This window comes from Paenibacillus sp. yr247 (assembly GCF_900103825.1).
GTDB lineage: Bacteria > Bacillota > Bacilli > Paenibacillales > NBRC-103111 > Paenibacillus_E.
Genome location: NZ_FNIF01000001.1, coordinates 396,316 through 417,765, shown reverse-complemented (window position 1 = coordinate 417,765; position 21,450 = coordinate 396,316). Strand labels below are relative to the sequence as shown.

The window sequence follows — 21,450 nt, the reverse complement described above, 5'->3', positions numbered from 1 at the left end:
TCTCATTCTCCTCGTATGACAATTGGTTGCTCTTCGGCGATGTTTTCTTCGACTTCAAAATGCACTTCTATATAAATTTTACCATTCTCTGTTTTTTCATGCAAAATTTTTTCACCTACAAGTCTAGCATCAGCTCCTGCGGCTCCAAGCAAATTGGCTCTAGCCTGCTCTAAGCCGGCCTTTTTTGCATTTGCGGGCTCAACAGGCTCCTGGGCGATATGAACCTCCATTACCTTTTCATGAAGCCAACCAAGAGGAAGTGCAAATGATCGCCAGGCAAGCGTCTTACGCTCCGGAATCGTCTCAAAATGCTCGAACTTCAGCTTGCCATAGCCGCTTACTTGCAGTGCTCGGGTACCCAATACAAGATAATTCCGATTTGTAGCTTCACCTGTATACACCTTATACGTTTTCGTAAGAGGAGCTTCAATTCGGGAGGTATACCAAACGATGCCCCTTACTTTACCACTCGCGACCACAACTAGATTATTCTGTTCATCACCAATAGTGCCAGAAATAAGCACGTCCCCTTTTCTTACATACGTATTCGGCTTCACCATTGGTTTTCCTTTATCCGACAAGATCTCTGTAACTAGCGCATTTTTTGAAGCTACTAAATTCCTTGGATTCATCAAGGGTTTGCTGTCTGGAATGGTTGCCTCGACCACCTTGATCGTAATATGTGTACCGCGAATTTCGACACCAACCCAAGCCGTATTAGGCAGCATGCTTTGAATTTCGCGCGATAGATCTTCTGCTTTTTTCAGCCTGAATTTCCATTGAAACGTATGAATCCCTTGCTTAGATGCAGCTTGCAAAATTTCCGCTTCAGAGATGCGATCATTTCCTTCCACGCTAACTTGCCATACGATCGAGGTCAATACGTACAAACCAATGATAAAAGCTGCCATCCCTCCAAAAAAAACCTTCCTCCGCCCCAGTCTGTCCATTATAAAAGGAAGCCCGTACCTTTCTAGTACATGCACCCTGCAGCCTGTCCGTTTCAGCAGCGGCCTAAGTCTGAAAAAGTCTTTGATCAGGATAAAGAGCTCCAGCTTCCCCTCATCTGCAGTTTTAATATCCCAAATGGAGAAGCCCTTCTCCATCATGGGATTAATCAACTTTTCAGTCCCCTTGCCCCGTATTTGAATACGCACATACCCTCGCAAACGGGCAATGAACAGTGATTGTTTCATGACTCAGCCTCCTGATCCTTTGGTCAACACTTCCATCTATGGCATGTATTTCACATTATCGATCAAGCCTTCAATAAAAACTTCCTCCGAAAGAATTGCTCGAATAACCAAGTGTCTGCCGAACACTTCTAGCGTCCCTTTTGTTAATTCGAGCTTCAAGTTTTCACTGGAAAAATGAAGCACACCCCGGTGATTCTCTACATAAAGCTGTACGTTGCCGATCATCGTAATTCGTGGCAAGTCCTGCACCACATCCTGGGGAAGATCAAGGATCTTGGCCGTGAACTGGTTCCATTTGCGGGTCAAGCGACGCATAGCTGGGCAGTACCCCCTCTAACTAGATGATCATGGCGACAGAAAAGGCGCATAGACTTTCTACCAAATTTATGCGGATAGAGCTGGTTTTATGTGAAAAAACTGCAAAGTAAAAACGCCCGCCTCGATAACTCGGGGAGGGCGTTCTTTATCATGCCATTACCTGCGAAAAGGCTTCTTAGATCTTGGTGGACCAAGGATTTCAGCCCATACGACTCCTTGAAGAAGCTGATCTTGCTTCGGCTCATCAGGGAAAGAACTCGGGGTTGAAATAGCATCTGCATAAATAGATGAGCTGTCCGTGCTCACCTGAGCAGGAGAGCCGAATGGGGATACCTTCTGTTTCGGCATAGTTGAAACCGGTTTGACAGCGCTAGAACGCCCATATTCATCTTGTACGCGTTCCTTTTGCAAGGTCGATCCATTTCCCTTCTGTGATGGCTTCTTGGCTTCAAATGGCCGCGTAGCGCCATCAGAAGAATCTCCAAACGTTGGCATCCCGCTTGTCCTCGGACTCCCTTGATTTACTTGCCGCAACTTACTTCGGATTTGATAGAAAAAGGTTAATGCGATAATAACGAGATACCAGTGCTTAAACAAAAATTCAATGAATTGTTCCAACAGATCACCTCATAAACCTATTATTCTTTCTCACTCTTACCGTCATTTATTTTGCCTAGTGAAGAGCGCATTTGTGTATCTGCGTCGATATTTTTAAGATTCATATAATCCATAACACCCAATTTGCCGCTGCGAAGCGCCTCTGCCATCGCAAGGGGTACCTGCGATTCGGATTCGACAACTTTCGCACGCATTTCGACAACTCTGGCTTTCATCTCTTGCTCGGCAGCAACCGCCATTGCACGTCTCTCTTCAGCCTTCGCCTGAGCGATCCGCTTATCTGCTTCCGCCTGTTCCGTTTGTAAATGGGCGCCAATGTTTTTACCCACATCCACATCAGCGATATCGATCGATAATATTTCAAATGCCGTTCCGGCATCTAGACCTTTACCCAGAACAGTTCGAGAGATCAAATCTGGATTCTCCAGGACATCTTTGTGGGAGTCGCTAGAGCCAACCGTAGTTACAATCCCCTCGCCGACACGGGCGATAATCGTTTCCTCGCCAGCCCCCCCAACCAAGCGGTCAATGTTTGCTCGAACCGTGACCCTAGCAATTACCTTAACTTCAATTCCGTTCTTGGCCACTGCTGAAACGTTAGGTGTTTCAATGACACGTGGATTTACACTCATTTGAACCGCTAACAAGACATCCCGTCCTGCGAGATCGATAGCCGCAGCTCGTTCAAACTCCAAATGGATTTTAGCACGATGTGCGGCAATCAAGGCATTGACAACCCGGTCAACATTACCGCCTGCAAGAAAATGGCTCTCCAGCTGATTAACACTTAAATCAATGCCCGCTTTCGTGGCTTTAATCATTGGATTAACGATTCTACTAGGGGTCACGCGGCGAAGTCTCATGGCAATTAAAGTAATAATGCTAATCCGTACACCTGAAGCGAGTGCTGAAATCCACAGCATCACGGGTACAATGCTTAGTAATACCGAAAGTGCTATGATGATGATGGCTGCAAGCAGTACCAAGTACAAGCCTGGTTCTAAAGTCATTCATGATTCCTCCTAAGCGTTTTTGGGTTCAGTCTCACGTACGACAACACGAGCTCCTTCTACTTCCACAACGACAACCTTACTAGCATTAGGAATAAAACCGCCATTCGTCACGACATCCACTCGTGCACCGTTAATGATTGCAGTGCCAGCCGGCCGGAGCGGTGTAATGGCCTCCCCTTCCAAACCGATCAAATACGATCGATCCGGGCTGGATGTAAAACCTTTGTCTGTCGTAAGCTGTTCTTTCAAAATAAAACGATTCCAAACACCGCGGTGCTTAAAGGTTTTAATTACGAAGGAGATTACCACGATCGCGACCAGCAAGGCTATACCCAGCATCATCGCAGCTTCCTTTGGATCTGAAGACGCCATCAGTACACCGCCAAAGAGACATATAGCACCTAAAACACTTAGAATGCCAAAGCTGGGAACGACCAACTCCAAGATAAGAAGGACCAACCCAATGCCGAAAACAGTCAAATCGCCAAAACCAGCGAAGCCTGCCAAATAAAAGCCGAGAAAATATAGCGCAAAACCAACTACCCCCGCTAACGCGAGTAAGCCACCGCTAAAAAAAAGCAGCTCCAGTGCGATACCAATTATGCCTACCATTAATAATAAGGTCGCTGTAATTGGATGAGTCAGAAAGGCGGATAAGTTTTCTGCAAACATCATCTTTCACTCCTTCCCTGAATCTTCCTTATCACTACTATGTACGTTTCAACACACAAACTGTTTCGTTTTGAAAAAAAATAAAAGACCGAGAGGATTATCATCCGCTCGGTCCTGTCAAACATATTTAGTATTAACCTAATAATTGTTGGACTAACTGATTAATAAGCTTACCATCAGCGCGTCCTTTGACCTGAGGCATCAATGCCGTCATCACTTTGCCCATATCCGCTTTGGAAGAAGCACCAATTTGCTGGATGGTCTGCTGTACAATGGCTTTCACTTCTTCCTCAGAAAGCTGTTGCGGCATGTACTCAGCTAAAATAACAAGTTCCGCCCTCAGGTTGTCGGCCAGATCTTCTCTGCCCGCCTTTGTAAATTCTTGGAGGGAATCCTTACGCTGTTTGATTTCACGAGTTAGAACGTCAAGCACTTCATTGTCATCTAAGGCTCTTTTCAGATCAATCTCTGAATTCTTAATCGTTGATCTGACCATTCGAATTACAGAGAGTTTGAACTTGTCCTGACTCTTCATCGCTTGCTTCATATCTTCGTTCAATCGATCGCTTAAGCTCATGTTGCCTCCTAGAACTTTCTCTTCCGAGCAGCCTCAGATTTAAGCTTACGCTTAACGCTAGGCTTGTCATAATGTTTACGTTTTTTAACTTCTGCTAGAATGCCATCCTTAGCGATGGAACGCTTAAAGCGACGAAGTGCAGCATCTATAGTTTCGTTCTTACGAACTCGAGTTTCTGACAACAGTTTTCCCTCCCTCCGAACAGACCATCTAAGATAAAACGGTTCATCAAATCTCATTATAGGTGATAGTAATTAGGGTGTCAATCGAATCCTTACGTTTCCTAAAAGTGAAGATTAATTGTGTACCCCTAAAGGCGATAATCGCGCCCCAGCCATAAGGTGATAGTGGAGATGATGCACAATTTGTCCAGCGTTAGCACCGATATTTGTTATAACGCGATAACCTGATTCTACAACCTCTAGTTCTCTAGCAATTTGCGAAGCTGCACGCTGCATCTGCCCAATGATATTCCAATCTTCCGCTCCCGCAACAGCTAGAGAAGCAATGTGTTTCTTTGGGATAATGAGGACATGAATAGGCGCGGCTGGCTGAATATCGTGAAAAGCTAAAATCTCGCTATCTTCATACACTTTCTTCGAGGGAAGTTCCCCCTCGATAATTTTACAAAAAATACAATCACTCATGTTTGAACTTGTCCCCCGCTTTCGATAAAACTTCTACTTTTAATTTTATCGGAAACAAATAAAAAAATCCAATCTAATTGCTCCATTTAAATGGAACATTTGCAAAAAAAAGAAACATCTCAGTTTCTGTAAGATGTTTCAAGAAGAAATAAGATTATTCTATTAATAATATGGCAGTAGCGATAAGGCTAGAAGTCCCGCAAAAGGAAAGTAAAAATGCCCTCATCTGTTCTGCATCCATACCGCCTGTAGGAACAGCTAAGTATAAATTCTCATCATCGACATCTGCTCATCTCATTGCGATTGGATTAACGATTATGCTGGCTTTTCAGAGCTTGGTGAATCTTCTTCCATTTCGCTTTCTCAGCAGCTTGAAGTCCTTTATCTTCCTTGCGCGCCAAATAGGCAAGCTCCTTCTGTAATTTCACATAACTTTGAAAGCGATCAAGGGCCAAAACCCTCTCGTCAAGAGCGCCTTTCACAGCGCATTTAGGTTCATCTCCATGCTTACAATCTTGAAAAAAGCACATCTTTGCGAGCTCTTCGATATCTTGAAAAGACGTGCTTAACCCCTCTGACGCATCCCACAGCTGAAGTTCACGCATACCAGGCGTGTCAATCAAAATGCCTCCTCCGGGTAACGTGATGAGCTCACGATGCGTAGTTGTGTGCTTCCCTCTGTCATCACCTTCTCGAATATCCCCTGTGTCTAGAATATCCATCCCATAAATGTGATTCACCAAGGTTGATTTACCAACACCCGACGATCCCAGCAAGGCAACCGTTTGGCCTTGAGAAATATAAGCTGCAAGTTCTTCTAGTCCACGATTAGCGGCTGAGCTAATAATATGAATGGGCACTCCAACTGCAACAGCCGCGACTTCTGCTGCCAGAGCTTCCGGATCGTCACATAGATCCGCTTTGCTTAGAACAATAACTGGATTTGCCCCGCTCTCCCAGGCCAGCACAAGATAACGTTCGATTCGCCGAACATTAAAGTCCAGATTAAGCGCGTTAACCAGAAACACCGTGTCGACATTCGTGGCAACAATTTGCTCTTCGGTGACTTGACCAGCTACTTTACGGGAAAACTTACTTTTACGCGGAAGTACAGCATGGATCGTTGCTCGCTGCTCCTCTTCCCGTATGGATAGAACGACCCAATCTCCTACGGCGGGATAGTCCTCTCGACGCAGAGCTAGGTGACGCATTTTACCCGAAACCTCAGCCAATGCTTCTCCTGCTTCCGTCTGCACGCGATACATATGTTTATGTTCCAAGGACACTCGTCCAGTTCTGTATCCTTCATTAAGGTAAGGTTCAAATGCTTTTTCAAAAAAAGAATTCCATCCTAGATCTGCTTTAATCAAGTCTTAATTTCATCCTCTCGTGTGGTTCTAATCTAAAGTATAGACCTTGAGTAACGACATCACACGGGAAACAATCATTTAGATTATTTTTTCCTCCGCACTTGTTAATACATCGACAAATTCATTTGTAGACTGCGAGTCTATTATTGCATATAATAGGAATAAATCGATGGTTGAAACGGAGTGTGCGGATGAGTCAATTCATGAGAGCCACCACCCGCAAAAAGCGTGATGTGATGATGGAAATCGCATTAACGATGTTTATGGAAAAAGGCTATGAGAATGTGTCCGTAGACGATATCATCGCAGCGACAAGAACATCTAAGGGAACTTTTTATCATTATTTTAAGAGCAAAGATGCCATCATCTCAGCCCTTTATAGCAAACAAAGCCAATTGATTCAAGAATGGGTGAAGCAGCCTCCTTCCAAGGTCCAATCCCTTGAAGGACATATTAATCGCTTATTCTTAGACTTAGCGTCTAACATTCATTTATCACCACGGCTAATCCGCAGCTTACAAGCTTTATCTTTGCAAAATGAAACCGTAAAAACGGAAGAAATGCAGCAACTAAACATACTATCTGAAAGCTTATTACATTGGCTTCCAGAACCTAGAAAAATTGAACTGCTCGTTTGCATGTATACGGGAACAATCCGTACTTGGTGCAACCAAGATGATGCCGATTTACTCTCCATGATGAAAAATAACTTAGCCTGGATTTGGGTGGGTATTCGCTCCCAAGAGCCTTATGCCCGTCTGCAGGTAGAAACAGTCCCCAAGGAGGAAAACAAAATGAAAGTAGCAATTATTGGCGGAGGTCTTGCAGGATTAACAGCGGCCGCCTATTTATCTGAGAACCCGCATGTTGAAGGCATTCTTTTCGAGCGGAGTCCGCAGCTTGGCGGGCGTGCTTTTACTTATGAAAAAGCAGGATTCACACTCAACTATGGTGCACATGCCATCTATGGGATTGATCGTCATACAATAACAAACATGGAGCGAGAGCTTGGACTATCTTTTTCTTCTAAGCAAGTAGATAAACGCAAAGTTTTTTATGCGAAGCATAATCAACTAACAGCAGCACCGCTTGATGCTATTAACCTCTTAAAAACCGATCTGCTCAGCACGATGCAAAAGGTAAGGTTCGTCGGTGAAATCACAGCCATTATCGCGAATATTCACAACTTAAAAAACTACGCAACGCTTGCAGATTATTTGGCAGAATCCAATGCGGATGAAGATGTTAAAGAATTATGGGAGCATCTGGTTTGCTCCAACTTCTTCATTACGCCTGAGGATGCTCGCAACGTCTCCGGAGCGGTAATCAGCGAGTACTATCACAACTTGTTCCTTTCCTCGAAGCCAGTCAATTATATATTGGGAAGCTGGGCCGTCATTACGAATCAACTGAAGCAAAAGCTGACAACGTCCGGCAAATGGGAAATTGCCATTCAAGAAGGCGTTGAAAGCCTCCGATATGCGGATCGTAAGTTCATTCTCCAAACCAAGAACCGTGAAACCTCATTTGATAAAGTCATCTTCGCGATGCCCGTTCAGCAAGTAGTTAAACTGTTGAAGGGTACAGCTTGGGAACCTTTCCTTGCTCAATATGAATCCAATACTGCAACTGAAGTCATGGTGTATGATGTTGGGTTAAGCCGTGTTGTTGCGAGACCTTTCAGCTACATCAGCGACATGGATAACAAGCTATTCATTAGCGATGTTTCAGCGACGGATCACACACTAGTACCAGAAGGCGGTCAGCTGCTGCAAGGTATCGCATACTTAAGCGACCGCTTCGATAACGAGGAGCAGCGCAAAGCGTACCTGGAAGAGAAGAACCTCCAAATGGAAGCTTTATTTGATAAACATTATCCAGGCTGGCGCGATGTCACAGCCGTGAAACGTGTTTCCAAGAAAGCGATGGTTTCCAGCGTGAAAAACATTGCTTCCAATAATCTGCTACCGATACGCGTGGAAAACGTTCCTTTCTACTTCTGCGGAGACGGCTGTACAGGTAAGGGAGAGCTTGCAGAGCGTGCTTTCTCAAGTGCCCGCACCGCGGCTTTATCCATTGTGCAAGAAGTTCAGCAAGCACTTCAACATGTATAATTCGTCCAACATGATAGATGATCATTACGAATAAACAAACAACCAGCCCCCCATTCTCGGGGGAGCTGGTTGTTTTGTTTATTGTTTGGTTACGCGCGCATCATCAATGTGAAGCGTAGTTCCACCAGGTGAATCCACGTAAAATCCAACATCGATCTGGCCATTGGTCACCATAATATCACTTACGCTGATATATTTCCAAACACCGTTGTTACTGATGTTCGCATAAATGGCTGATCCGCCATAGTTTTGAATTTCGGCTCTTGCCGTCGTCGGCGTCGTATTCTTCATACGGACCCAGGCTTCAAATTTTACCGAAATTTGTTTGCTAAACATGAATGACTTAGAAGCTCCAACAACAGTTATTCCTCGCCGTGCATGCGCTGCTCCAAGCATCCCCATTCAATTTTGGGCGGCCACGAATCCTATTCAATCAATCGTGACCGCCGTATGGTTAAATCAGATATTCCCTTTCCACAATCGTCTGTGCGAGCTGCAGCCATTTGTTTGAATCCGATTGCCAGTAGCGATGATCGCCTTCACAAACGTGCACATCGCATATTTTCGCCGTATAACGACTCCACTCCGCCAAATAATCAACGAGCGCATGTTCATCCTTCTTACCTGTAAAAACACTGAATCTAGCACGAAGCTGCTCTCGATTAAATGGACCACGATATTCCTCCACAGGCTGGCAGCCTATCGCGGACACATCCCCCTGCATGCCATTCGATACACCGCGAGGCCGAATAAGATGAGGGGCACTGCAGCCAGATAGAAATAAGTGCCGTGGCTCAGCGATTCCTTCTGCTTTCAAGCGATGACTGGCCTCAAAAGCAAGCAAGCTGCCCCAGCAGTGGCCGATAAACACATATTCTTCTCCAGGCATCAGCTTCTGCTTGACGTATTGACAGGTCTCTTGAAGAGCTTGCTCCCACAATTCAGAGGAAACCTCGCGCATAGATAATCGGGCTTGACTCAGTTCAACACATTGAAACCTAACACGAGCGGGTAAGCCGCTGCTCCAAGTAAGGTACGACTTTGTGTAATCTCCACAGTGAGGGAACCCGAACAAAATCACAGCGCTATCACCAGACTTCCTGCCGGTTCCTGGACAGTTATAAGTAGATTCTTATGTCTATTCAAATAATGACCAGGAAGCAGATGTTCTACATCATCTACTGGTGATAGTTCCGTTTCTGAACACGTAACTACGGATACACCACTCGGTTGATGTAAAACGAAAGTAATTGGTTGATTAACACTAAGACTGCCTGACCAGTCCAGACGGATCTGACCGCCTACTCTTTTTGCTGAAATGGTCACATGATTGCCTAGGTCATCTTCAAACTCTGCCTCCAGCTCACCCACAACATAAACTCGGAAACATAAATGCTCATAACCATTTACGCTATTGCCCACATGATCGCCAAGCGAATAATTCTCAGCGAGATTGAGCGCAATAACACTATCCTGTCTCTGATAAACAGGGATAGTTTCCAACGGTGCGGCCACTTTCATCAAGCAAGGACCTTGAACTTCTTCCTGGTCGAACAAAGATATCCATGACCCTTCCGGGAAATAAATCTCCTTAGCACCATGACCTTCCTCCGTAACGGGAGCGACCAGCAAGCTTTCTCCAAACATGTACTCACTAATCATTTCGGTACAATGCGGATCAGCAGGGAATTGAAGGGACATGGCACGCATCATAGGGAGCCCCGTTCGGCTGGTACGAATCGCTTGATCATAAATGTAAGGCAAGAGGTTCATCCGAATGTCTGCGTACCTTTTGTATAAATCGATGACAAGCGGCTGTTCTGTTCGTTCAGCAATGTTCCACGGCGTTCGATCTTGATTGAACTCGCCTTTCGTCTCGGCATGATACTGCATGACAGGGCAAAAAGCGGCCATTTGGGTGGATCTTATAAACAGCTCCGCTGTCGGAATGTCCCCATGAAAGCCGCCCAGATCCCAACCCCAGAACGCAATGCCCGACATGCTGCTGGATAACCCGGCAATCATCGAAGAGCGGAAGGCCTGAAAGGTTGAGCGCTCATCGCCAGCCCAGTGCATCGGGTACCGCTGTGCTCCCGTGTAACCCGCCCGGCTAAAAGTAATGCCTCCGTCTTTGGCATACTGCTGGATAAAATTGTAATAGCTGCCCACATATAAATTGGGATACAAATTGCGCATTTCGCGGCCTGTAGAGCCATCATAGAACTGTAAATCGTGACCGAAGACGAACTCGCCGCCATCGGTTTTAAAACCATCCACACCGATTTCATCTGCGAGGTATCGGCGCTTATTAAACCACCATTTCACCGCTTCCGGGTTCGTAAAGTCAAGAATATGACAATCCTTGAACCAGTTATAAGGCAATGTGTACGGCTCCCCATTCGCCGTTTTCACACAGTAACCTTGCTCTAGCAGTGTAATTTCATCCTGATCGCGCTGACCGTGAGCAACGCCATACATATGTTTATGAATGGGAATTTGCCATAACAGCACCTTCAAGCCCTGCTCATGCAATTCTTCAACCATCCCCTTTGGATTCGGCCAACGGCCCCATTCCGGGAACTGGAATTCATCATAGCTAAACGGTAGATTACCGTCTTTGACAGTGTACTGCGCATCGTTAAAAATATAGAACGTCGCCTCGTCACTCCATTGCTCAATCACTAGCACCGTGGACGGGATCTGATACTTCGCCGTTAGCTCGGCCTGCTTCAAAACCTCAGCCTGGAAATCCCAGTTATTGCTGGACATCCACGGTCCAAACGACCACTTCGGCGGTAATACAGGTTTGCCTGATAGCTGGGTAAACTGTCCAACCATCGCGAGCGGCTCCTCCGCAAATAAATAGGCAACCAGCTGTTGATTCGCCTGCGACACGTCCGCTTCCACTTCCACAAGATCAGATAACCGTGTATGAAAGCGGAAAGTCGAATAAAGCGCCGTATCCACGAAGATCGCATACCCGCCGGAAGATATCGCAAAAGGAACCGGCATGTAAGTCTTCAATCCTTGATCTCGGTACTGATTGTACACATATTGATCGACTTCATGACCCGAATATTCATAATGGGAAAAGCGTTCCCCCATGCCGAACCAGCGATGCTCCGGGCTCGTTTTCAAGTTCAAGCGAAGCTTATGCAGGCTTCCCGAGCCGTCGGTTAATGCCTCGATAAACGGCTTCCCTTCAGCGGCGAAGCCCTCCATCAGCACGCCCTCCGTGCTGCGCAGCGCGAGCGCAAGCTTGCCTCCGCGCACCTCGGCTTCCAGCCGTGCGCGTCCAACCTCCAGCGCCGCCCGCTGCGCCGGCGCACCTAGAGAGCGTTCGCCGTCTGCGGCGAACGTCAGCTTGATCGCGCCGCTCTCGTCGGCACGGAAAGACAGCTGTGCGGTGCGAGTACCCGCCGCACCGTAAGCCAATTCGACGACGAAGCCATCCGTCGTCGAATTTAGTTCATGGACGCGCTCCAGCGCCGTCCATGCCAGCACTTGAAAGCGGTAAGTCGCTGAACTCAGCGACTTGCTTCCGCTCTGAAGCGCAAAAGCATAGCTGACCTCGTCACCTGCGAGGTAAGGGCCCAGCTGCGCTTCCCAGACCTTTTCTCCGCCGTCTGTCACTTTCATGACGGCGGTCACGGCTTCGGCCGCCGGAATGCCATTAACGGCGGACTGCACAGTCACAACCTGACTCGCCTGAAAAGGCTGAGTCAGGAGGCGCACAAGCACCGAATCCCCCGCTTCGGGATGACGAGGAAACCGCTCGTAAGGCAAGATGACGTAAGGGTCATCGTAACCCGTCGGTTGATGCACCAGAGTGACGCTGTGCAAGCTTTCACTACGGACATCACCTGAAATAAGCGCAGCCTGTGCTAGCTCCAACAGTACGCCACCCCATGTACTGACGGGTGGTTCTCCTGCATGTTCACGCCAATAAGCCAGCAACAAAGGCTCCTTGGCTGTAGAAGCGTCTACTTCATACAGCTTCGCATTTTCCTTCCGAAACGACTCTACATGAGCTAACAGTTCTTTCGCTCGAACTGTGTCCCCCTTTTTAGCGTAGTATAACGCCAACAGGCAGGTAAGATCGGATCGCTCACAGCCTCCATAAAAGGTGTCTCCAGCTTTGAATCTTACCCCTTTACTTACGAGTGTTTCTTCCAATTTATACAACGCTTCGATTAGAATGCGGTCTTCAATACCCAGCATACCGAATGGAATTGCTGCTGTGAGGATATCCCCATGAATCGCTGTATCACCCAATTCGCTAATGACTCGGCCCTCTTTAATGAAGCTGGCAAAGACGAGTTCACGAATCGCCTTCAGTAAACGCACACCCCGCTCGCCAACGCCGTTCTGAATATTCGCTTGAACCGCAGCGAAGTACATCGCTAAATGGCTCAAATAAATGCCTTCGTTCCCGTGCTGCAGCCAATGAGGCTGCGGTTTCTGCCAATTGCTGTCTAGAAGTAAGGCGGTTTCCTCGATAATCCCTTCGATCTCCAATTTGAAATCCTGATCTTCCGTTACCTTGAGATATTCACCGAAAGCCCATATCCGGAGCGCCGCATCCGTTAGCGCCAACTTTCCCTTAAATTGATCGCTGTTCATCAAACGCAGTACAGGCAATACACGCTCCGCCTCACCTCGCTGAATAAGCGCATAACTCAAAAATGCAATATCTCGAAAAGTGGCAAGCTGCCCCGAAATCGTAACCTGACCCGTATGTTCATCTAAAAAGTATTTAACATTCTGATTTGAATCTATTGTTTGCACCATAAATCCTCCTACTCCATCCGTGTATGAATGAGAAAGGGGCCGTTGCCGCAACAATGCCCCTTCCCTGCCGACTCTATGTCCGCACTATGCTATTTAGTTACTAATTTTTCAATCTTAGCTTGCGCTTCATTGAGTGCTTTTTCCGCTGTGTAATCGGATTTCAATTTCGCTTTGTCCAGCTCGTCGCCGATCGCTTTCGTCAAGTCGTTCCATTTGTCCGGAATAGGACCTACTGGTGTCAGTACAAGCGAATTTAATGCATCAAGTACGATTTTCTTCGAAGCTGGCGGCGTTTGTTTGAAATAAGCCTCCATGACTTTTTCATCCGAAACAGCCGGCACACTCCAGCCCTTCTCAATCCGTTTGCTAACAACAGAAGGATCGGAAGACATGAATTTGATAAATTTCCAAGCCGCTTCCGCATTTTTCGTTTTATCAGAAACAACAAGGCCATCCGCAAAGAAATGATGCGCTTTCTTCGTATTACCAGGCTCTAGTGCAATATCCCATTTGAACGGAGCATCCGCAAAGCGGCCAAAGTTCCAAATTCCGCCACGCAGCATAGCAATCTTACCCGCTTTAAATGCATTTAAGTCAGCATCTGGCTGGTTAAAAGTATCGTCGTTAAGCGCTGGAGAAACTTTATACTTTTTCGCTTTATCCAGCATCCAATTCAAGGCTTCAATATTTTCTTTACTGTTTACAGTAGGTTTGCCATCTGCACTCCAGATGCCTCCGCCGTTCTGAGCGATTGTTTTGTAAAACTCATAAAATTGAATTGGCGAATAGGTTCCCCATACGCCGCTTTTGGCGTCGGTGAGCTTTTGAGCCGCTTCTAATTCTTGTTTCCACGTCCAATCCGCCTTCGGATACTCAACTTGCTTTTTGTCAAACAAGTCCTTATTATAGAAAAGAACTACGTCTGAAAATGACTCTACGACTCCATATTGCTTACCGCTATACTTGAATGAGTCATAGGCAAGACCTTTGTAGATTTCCGGCTTGAACGTCGTGTCCTTCGCAATGATCGGCGTCAAGTCTTTTAGTGTATTTTTGGCGGCATAAGAGACGAAGTTTTCGTAACCAACCTCAAATACGTCAGGCGCATCCCCCGATGCGAGCTGTGTATTGAGCTTCGTGTAGTAGTTGTTGTAATCGACGATATCCACTTTGACCTTCACGTCAGGATTGGCCGACTCGAACGCTTTCACCATATCGCCTAGCGTCTGCTCTTGAGAACCGCTTGCGGTATACTGCATGAACTTAAGGGTAACCGGTTCCTTCTTTGTCTCTGGTGTTGCTGCTCCCATAGCAGCTGCTGTAGGCTCTTGTTTTGGCGTCGGCGTAGCTTCTTTTTTCGTATCCGCTCCACACCCCGTAGCTGCAAGAGAAACAACCATACCTAACGCAACGACCCAACCTGTTTTTTTAGTAACCATCTTTAAACCCTCTCTTCGTATGAATTTTCTTAGTTAACTCACGATTGTCATTTTCATTTTCATCACTTACGCCTCAACGAATTCCATCACCCCTCTCATTATCCTTTAACCCCACTCATGGTCATTCCCTTAATGAAGTATTTCGACGCGAATAAAAACACAATGAAAATCGGTATAAAGCTAATCACATTCCCCGCCATCAAAATGTTCCACTCCGTCGCCCATCTGCCTTGCAGCTTGCTTAGTCCAATCGGAAGTGTCATCAACTCCTTATCGCTCGTAATAATAAGCGGCCATAAAAAATTGTTCCAAGAAGCCATGAAAGCAAAAATGGCTAGCGTCGCAAGAGCAGGTTTGCTAAACGGAAGAATGATGCTCATAAATACTCTCACATAAGAAGCTCCATCCATTCTGGCTGCCTCAATCAGCGGATCAGGAATGGTCATGATGTGTTGTCGAAGCAGGAAAGTCCCGTAAGCACTGAAGATTCCTGGCAAAATGAGACCGAGATACGTATTCGTCAGGTGCAGTTTTTGAAACACGATAAAGAGTGGCGTCATCGTCACCTGCATAGGAATCATCATCGTGATCAAATAGAGAACGAATAAAGTCTCCCTGCCTCGGAACGGTATTTTAGCAAAAACAAATGCAGCCATCGCACATACAACGATCTGCGCAGCGGTCGTCACTAAGGAAATACCTACGCTGTTGCCCAAAAAGCGATAGATCGGAAAGTATTTCGTAATCTCGACGTAGTTGCTGAATTTAAATGTATCGGGTATTAAATTAGGCGGCATTCGGACGACTTCCAAGTTATCCTTAAAGGAACCCGACAGCATCCAGACAAAAGGAAACATGAGAACGACAGCCGCCACAATCAAAATGAGGTGTGAAAGCAAGTTCCGATACGGCATATATTTATCTGTCATAGGTAACCCACCTTTTCTGAAGCTGCTGCTGAACGATGGTGACGGCGAAAATAATGACGAATAAGATCCATGACTGCGCAGAGGCAAAGCCCATTTTATAGCTTTGAAAAGCATTCCCATAAATTTGCTGCACAAGCGTGCTCGTTTGCCCAGCTGGACCGCCGCCTGTCATAACTAGCACCTGATCAAAAAGCTGGAAGCCATTGATGAGCGATATGACAAGTACGAAAAAGATGCTAGGCGTGAGCAGCGGTAACGTTACACGGAAAAACTGCCCAAACCCGCCTGCGCCATCAATTGTCGCCGCTTCGTAATAATCGTCCGAAATATCCTGCAGTCCCGCAAGAAGAATGACGGTCACATAACCGATATCTTTCCATACACTAACTGCGATAATGGAGGGCATCGCCCATACGAAGTCCTGCAGCCATACAGGTCCTTGAATTCCGATTAGCGACAGCAGGTAGTTAATGAGTCCGCTCTGTCCATTCAGCAGCCAGCGCCATACGATGGAAACAGCTACCCACGAGGTGATGACGGGTACAAAGATGAAGATCCGATAAAGCTTAATTCCTCTTAGCTTCCTATTCAGTAAAACCGCGAACAGTAAACCAAAAGCAAGAACAGAGGGTAAATAACCAAGGATGTACTGAAGAATATTCTTAAGTGATGTAAGCGTTTTCTCATCCTGCAAAGCTTCGGTGTAATTATCCACCCCAACGAACTTCGCCGGGGTTAACAAATCCCAATTCGTAAAGGAGATGACCGCCGATGACAGCATCGGGATGAGTTGGAACAGAAGTAATCCCGCTAAACTTGGCAATAAAAATCCGATAATGACAACTGCTTTGGAAAATCTCTTTTGTCCGACCATGACGCTCTCCTTTCCCGGTGTTCCTACATGTTAATTATTCCTGGCTCTAACTGTTGCTCTCTCTACGATCGTTAGCGGAAGCATGATCTCATTCGCTTCTTGCTGGGCGCCGCCTTGAATCATGTTGATGAGATGCTCAGCCGCAATAGCCCCTTTTTCGGTGATATTTTGCCGGATTGTTGTTAGTGGCGGGATAAACATCTTCGACATCGTGATATCATCAAAGCCAATGACGGAGATGTCTTCCGGGACTTTTTTCCCCATGTCCATCAAGCTCCGAATCGCTCCGAATGCGACCATGTCCCCCGTAGCAAATACAGCAGTGATCTCGGGAAACTTGTTTGCAATGAGCTGTCCCGCAGCCACACCATGCTCATAACTCATGGATTCTTCAAACACATAGTCTGCATTATAAAAGAAATTCGCTTCACGAATCGCACGTTTGTAACCGAGGAAACGCTTCTCGACAACACCATCTTTACGAATCGCTCCGGTCACGAGTCCAATATTGGAGTGACCTTTATCAATCAGATACTTCGTCGCTAAATATCCGCCATATTCGTCATCAATGCCGATTCGCTTGAAATAACTGTCGTTAATGTAACTGTCTATCAGGACAATCGGAATATTAATTTTCTTGAAGCCGTCATAAAACTGTTCCGGATAAATTCCCATCATAATGGCACCATCCAGATTACGTTGAACGGATAAATCCAGATAACTTTCCCCTTGGTTAACGCCAGATAACAAGAGGTGGTACCCATACTCGCGAAGCTTGCCCTCAATGCCGCTTATCATTTCGCTATAGAAAGGGTTTTCAAGTATTAGCTGCTTATGAGATTCTGTCTGTGGAATCATGATACCAATCAACTTGGATTGGTTCTTTACTAAACTTCTCGCTGAGAAATCCGGTATGTAGTTTAAGGTTTCAATAATTTTCTTAATTCGCTCGATCGTCTCATTGGAGACTTTATCCGTTCGGCCGTTTAATGCATAGGACACTGCGGCTGCTGAAACACCTGCGACTTTGGCTACATCTTTAATTGTTGGTTTCTTCATTCCTCAACCCTCTTTAGTTACACGTTTAACTAGATTATAAGACACAATATCCAATATTACAATATGATAGCGCTATCTTTTTTGCTATTAAATTGATTTATCAGTTACGCGTTTAACTAAACAATTGCTACCTAGAACCCTACTTTCACCCTTCGTTGTTGCATTATGTACAACAATTGGGCGCGATATTGCCGATTTTGCATCAAATTGGCTCCAAATGTTGTACGAACTGCAACTTCGAGTTGCAAATAGCTTTTATGCGTGGGAATTGTTGTAGAGAATACAACATGGGTATCTACATCTTCCTAATAAATAGGAAAAAAGCTGCTCCAACGCTCTGACTTTCTTCTCAGGCGATGAAACAGCTACTATTTTTTGAAGACATTTTTCTATTTGGTTGTAATCGTAACCGTTCTGCTTGTGCCATCCCACGCGACTTTGCCGCCAAAGGTTTCCCCGACGAATCGAGCAGGCGCGAGTGTATAACCGTTAACCAGCTGTGCTGGCTCATCTAACTGAACAGCCTGGCCGTTCACATACACCGTTTTCTCATCAAGAGTTAGGCGTAATGAGGTACTTCCTTTTTTGGCTGTAACCGTTCTAGTTGCTGCCTCATAATCCACCGTTGCACCCATCGCTTCGAAAATCGCACGAAGTGGAGTGAATGTTGATCCTTTTACAATGACAGGTGCTTGCTCAAATTTCTGCTCTTTCCCATCAATTTCAACAGATACTTGTGAGGATAAACCGAAGGTACGCAAAGCTGTCTGTTTACCGGATTTGTTATATACCCGAATTTGAATGACGGAACCCTCCGGAACATCTCCGGCTTGCAGCTCCAGTCCATACGGCAGGTCCGATTGTATCGCAATGACTCGTCCGTTTAAGACGTACTCTACTTTACCAATGTAAACCTCAGGTATCTTGACAAACGGAATTAACTTGGTTTGTTTGGAAAATGCTTGATGTTTCGCATCAACGGGTACGTAACCAATACGATCTGCAGGTTTAGCTGAATCAGTTACTTTGGAAAGCAAATACGGATTAGCAATTAACTTGCTATAGTAATCTTGGATCACAGAAGAGCTGGACAGTGAATAGTCGTTCTTCGCATTTTCCATTTTTTGATCCACATTAAAGTAAGTAATGGCCTTTAGTCTTGGATATTTATAAGGCATGATCTCATATAAACGCTGCAGATTGAGTTTACCCCATTCTGTGAAATCTTCAACTGCCGAATGGGCGTAATGCGGGACGCCTGTTTCACTTAACATTAACGGTTTACGGTCCGAATAGGTGTTGTAAAGCCTCGTCAGCCTTTCTACGTTACTCGTAGAAATCATAGAAGGCAGAGCTGGATTCCCATTTTCGTAAGGTTCAATATATAAGCTAACCCCTACCCAGTCGACATACGCATCTCCGGGATAGTAAGGGTCAATATCATTCGCAGGTACATCACCGGGACTCCAAACCATCGCGACATTCGGAGCCTCAGCAGCAAATACATCGTGCAGCATTCGGAATTTCGCAATATATTGGGCAGGGTTTCCGTGCCATTTAACCCAAGCGCCATTCATTTCCCCAGCAAAACGCAAGAAGATCGGGATGCCTGCCGCCTTAGCATCTTGTGCCCATTTTCGCAAATAGGCGCTGTCAGTAACAGGATCTAAACCATCGTCAGGTTCCCAAGCGATTTGTAAGGCTCCGCCTGCATCTTTAGCTCTCTTCGCGTACATCGCTGGGAAACCTTGACCCCAATGTGCATAGGCCAAATAGATAGCATGCTTTTTACCATAAACGGATTCCGTCTTTGTAAATATGTTTCCCACTTTGGGATCCTGTTCTGAATAAACCCCTAGATAAGTGCCGTATGTAGGTTCAAACTTGGCTAGTGTACTGTTCTTTGGCAAAGCTAATTCTTGAATTGCTGTCTGATTACGATCCTGACGATACAATTCAACTGTCGTTCGAATTTGATCTGCACGCTGCAGCTTAACAGCTCCCCAGTCTTTCCCAGCTTTCACCCAGTACTCATTTTCTAATTCATAATAGCGAATCGCTTGGTCGTAATCACCGGTTGCATCATAATAAGCAGCCAAATTTCCATAGAATAGAGCTGCATTTTCCCATTCACCCGATCTCGCATAATGATTAGCCAGAAACTGCCAATGAGGAACGGCTTCCCCCTTATTCCCGCTAGCAGTAAGTGATTCTGCTTTTTGCCAGTGATCCCAGACGATATCTGCATGAGCAGGTGTAGGTACGCTTGCCAGACTAGCTGCGATAATTCCTCCAGCCAACATCATGATTCCGATTCTTTTTCCAATTGTTTTCAAGAAAAGATGACTCCCTTCAACCCTGTTGTAAGTTATGTGCCCATACCTAGATACGTTTTGGATGAACTAAAGTAGCGCTTTTGAAGAAAAATAAATGAAACCAATAAGGCTAACCTCACTGGTTTCAGGATGGAATTTTCAGAATTTACTTGGAGGATTTGACCTGGACAACACGTATACTTTTACGCTGTTCCTCTGTTAAAGGCTGAACGTAAGAATGATTGCCTCGCGGAGCAATCCCTTTAATGACTCCGCCTTTGAAGGTACCCCCCGGAGCCGGAACGGCAATACGCAAACCATACGTGGACATAACAGTACCAATAGGATTACTAATCGAACGGACTCCATTTGACGTTCCCGCAAAATTGAGTGCTGCAGCAAATCGGTCACTTGCCCGAAGCCAAACGGAACCTGAATCACCTGGAAGCGAAACAGGTCCCGTATTTCCACGAATAATAGATTGATTTCGGAACAGTAGTGTCCCTAGCGTCCCCCCATAGAAAACGCGGACATCCACATTATTGGATTCTACAGTTCCTCTGACAAATCCCGTTGTACGTCCCGATTTAATCATTCGGAGACCGACAGGGTAGCTTAACAAATGACCAGGAACTGTAGTTAGCCGCCCCGATGAACTGACCAAATAACGCGGATTCAACAAGCTGTTCGAATTAGGAATCGCAATCGCTGAATCTTGGAAATTTACTGCACCTGGGCGTAATCTGACGAATTGGAAGGCTCTTCCTATTGTGTCTCTACCAGAAATGCCGCCATCCACTGAACCTGGCTGCAGTGTTGCTGAGAAAGATGAGGTGTTGTTTTTAATGAGTACATGGTTGTTGCTCAGGATATAGAGTTGGTTGTTTCTGATTACAATGACCCCTCCCGTACCTGTGGCGGACGGATCCGGTTTACCAATGCTTGCACCGCCTGGCACGGGACGAATTCTATTGCGAAAAAGTGTCGGCTTGATGGCTTTTGGTTTTGAAACGGAAGCATTCGTTTTGAACATCCCTGTGGGCACAAAACGAACGGGAACCGCCGTGCCTGCTTTGGCCACTGCTCCTTTGAGGCTGTTAAGGCTGGAGGGGACGATTTTGTGATGCGTGTAGACAATGACGCCTGCACCTAGTGCCGGTTTGCTTGGATCTGCATAGCCAACACCAACAGCCATGACCTCCGATCTCTTCAGTAAAACGGGGGAAATTCTGTTCTTATGTTTAAGAGCCTCATGAAATGTAGCCATTCACATTCTCCTTTTCCGTAAAGATGTTGCATTGTATGCCAACTTGTACGAATCGGCTTGATGACATCACCTACAGATGATGGTTTTTCGTATGGAAAAAAGGCTAACGACGGTTAGGGTTAGCCGTCGTTAGCCTTGGGTTGGATTTGAGAGAATAAATTAAAGAATACAACGATTAAGAGTGATTAAAGAATTCCGTATGATTAAGAAGACCACTTACCATTCATCTGGTACATTTGATCTCTCACGAT

The 21,450-nt window shown here is 45.8% G+C and carries 19 protein-coding genes; 1 reads left to right on the top strand and 18 read right to left on the bottom strand.

Features of this window, described 5'->3' with window-relative positions:
- Positions 1–2: 2 nt before the first annotated feature.
- The 9 genes from yqfD to rsgA all read right to left on the bottom strand — a co-directional run bounded on the left by yqfD (position 3) and on the right by rsgA (position 6,411).
- On the bottom strand, positions 3–1,196 hold the full coding sequence (gene yqfD / locus BLT91_RS01845; protein WP_090815992.1) for a sporulation protein YqfD: 1,194 nt from the start codon (positions 1,194–1,196) through the stop codon (positions 3–5).
- A 36-nt stretch (positions 1,197–1,232) separates the two neighbouring features.
- Positions 1,233–1,511 carry a sporulation protein YqfC gene (gene yqfC / locus BLT91_RS01840; protein WP_090815990.1) on the bottom strand — a complete coding sequence of 93 codons (279 nt, stop codon included), beginning with the start codon at positions 1,509–1,511 and terminating at the stop codon, positions 1,233–1,235.
- Between the two features lie 159 nt (positions 1,512–1,670).
- Positions 1,671–2,132 carry a hypothetical protein gene (locus tag BLT91_RS01835; protein WP_090815988.1) on the bottom strand — a complete coding sequence of 154 codons (462 nt, stop codon included), beginning with the start codon at positions 2,130–2,132 and terminating at the stop codon, positions 1,671–1,673.
- A 20-nt stretch (positions 2,133–2,152) separates the two neighbouring features.
- Positions 2,153–3,142, bottom strand: coding sequence for a flotillin-like protein FloA (gene floA, locus BLT91_RS01830; protein WP_090815985.1), 990 nt, complete (start codon positions 3,140–3,142; stop codon positions 2,153–2,155).
- A 12-nt stretch (positions 3,143–3,154) separates the two neighbouring features.
- Positions 3,155–3,820, bottom strand: a complete 666-nt coding sequence (locus BLT91_RS01825; RefSeq protein WP_090815983.1) for an NfeD family protein — start codon at positions 3,818–3,820, stop codon at positions 3,155–3,157.
- A gap of 130 nt (positions 3,821–3,950) precedes the next feature.
- Complete coding sequence (locus BLT91_RS01820) at positions 3,951–4,394, bottom strand: GatB/YqeY domain-containing protein (protein ID WP_090815981.1); 444 nt, start codon at positions 4,392–4,394, stop codon at positions 3,951–3,953.
- Positions 4,395–4,402: 8 nt separating this feature from the next.
- Positions 4,403–4,576 (bottom strand): 30S ribosomal protein S21, encoded by a 174-nt coding sequence (rpsU, locus tag BLT91_RS01815; RefSeq protein ID WP_029195880.1) that lies wholly within the window; start codon positions 4,574–4,576, stop codon positions 4,403–4,405.
- Positions 4,577–4,690: 114 nt separating this feature from the next.
- Positions 4,691–5,041, bottom strand: coding sequence for a histidine triad nucleotide-binding protein (locus BLT91_RS01810; protein WP_090815980.1), 351 nt, complete (start codon positions 5,039–5,041; stop codon positions 4,691–4,693).
- Positions 5,042–5,349: 308 nt separating this feature from the next.
- The gene (rsgA, locus tag BLT91_RS01805; RefSeq protein ID WP_254776749.1) at positions 5,350–6,411 is read right to left on the bottom strand and encodes a ribosome small subunit-dependent GTPase A; all 1,062 of its coding nucleotides are present in this window, start codon (positions 6,409–6,411) and stop codon (positions 5,350–5,352) included.
- Positions 6,412–6,602: 191 nt separating this feature from the next.
- Here rsgA and BLT91_RS01800 point away from each other — a divergent pair, with 191 nt between their 5' ends.
- Complete coding sequence (locus BLT91_RS01800; protein WP_090815978.1) at positions 6,603–8,525, top strand: FAD-dependent oxidoreductase; 1,923 nt, start codon at positions 6,603–6,605, stop codon at positions 8,523–8,525.
- Positions 8,526–8,603: 78 nt separating this feature from the next.
- Here BLT91_RS01800 and BLT91_RS01795 read toward each other — a convergent pair whose 3' ends face one another.
- From BLT91_RS01795 to BLT91_RS01755, 9 genes are all read right to left on the bottom strand, one after another.
- On the bottom strand, positions 8,604–8,861 hold the full coding sequence (locus BLT91_RS01795) for a hypothetical protein (RefSeq protein WP_090815977.1): 258 nt from the start codon (positions 8,859–8,861) through the stop codon (positions 8,604–8,606).
- Between the two features lie 118 nt (positions 8,862–8,979).
- On the bottom strand, positions 8,980–9,606 hold the full coding sequence (locus BLT91_RS01790) for a thioesterase II family protein (RefSeq protein WP_090815975.1): 627 nt from the start codon (positions 9,604–9,606) through the stop codon (positions 8,980–8,982).
- Complete coding sequence (locus BLT91_RS01785) at positions 9,603–13,316, bottom strand: glycoside hydrolase family 31 protein (protein WP_090815973.1); 3,714 nt, start codon at positions 13,314–13,316, stop codon at positions 9,603–9,605. The genes BLT91_RS01790 and BLT91_RS01785 overlap by 4 nt, the downstream gene beginning before the upstream one ends.
- Before the next feature lie 89 nt (positions 13,317–13,405).
- Positions 13,406–14,755 (bottom strand): ABC transporter substrate-binding protein, encoded by a 1,350-nt coding sequence (locus BLT91_RS01780; RefSeq protein ID WP_090815971.1) that lies wholly within the window; start codon positions 14,753–14,755, stop codon positions 13,406–13,408.
- A 98-nt stretch (positions 14,756–14,853) separates the two neighbouring features.
- Entirely contained in the window at positions 14,854–15,684 is an 831-nt protein-coding gene (locus BLT91_RS01775) for a carbohydrate ABC transporter permease (RefSeq protein ID WP_090815970.1), read from the bottom strand.
- On the bottom strand, positions 15,674–16,558 hold the full coding sequence (locus BLT91_RS01770; RefSeq protein ID WP_090815968.1) for a carbohydrate ABC transporter permease: 885 nt from the start codon (positions 16,556–16,558) through the stop codon (positions 15,674–15,676). The genes BLT91_RS01775 and BLT91_RS01770 overlap by 11 nt, the downstream gene beginning before the upstream one ends.
- A gap of 30 nt (positions 16,559–16,588) precedes the next feature.
- Positions 16,589–17,617, bottom strand: a complete 1,029-nt coding sequence (locus BLT91_RS01765; protein ID WP_090815966.1) for a LacI family DNA-binding transcriptional regulator — start codon at positions 17,615–17,617, stop codon at positions 16,589–16,591.
- Between the two features lie 389 nt (positions 17,618–18,006).
- Positions 18,007–19,953: a stalk domain-containing protein gene (locus BLT91_RS01760; RefSeq protein WP_090815964.1), complete on the bottom strand. Its 1,947-nt coding sequence runs from the start codon at positions 19,951–19,953 to the stop codon at positions 18,007–18,009.
- Between the two features lie 145 nt (positions 19,954–20,098).
- Positions 20,099–21,199: a chymotrypsin family serine protease gene (locus BLT91_RS01755; protein ID WP_254776748.1), complete on the bottom strand. Its 1,101-nt coding sequence runs from the start codon at positions 21,197–21,199 to the stop codon at positions 20,099–20,101.
- Between the last annotated feature and the right edge of the window lie 251 nt (positions 21,200–21,450).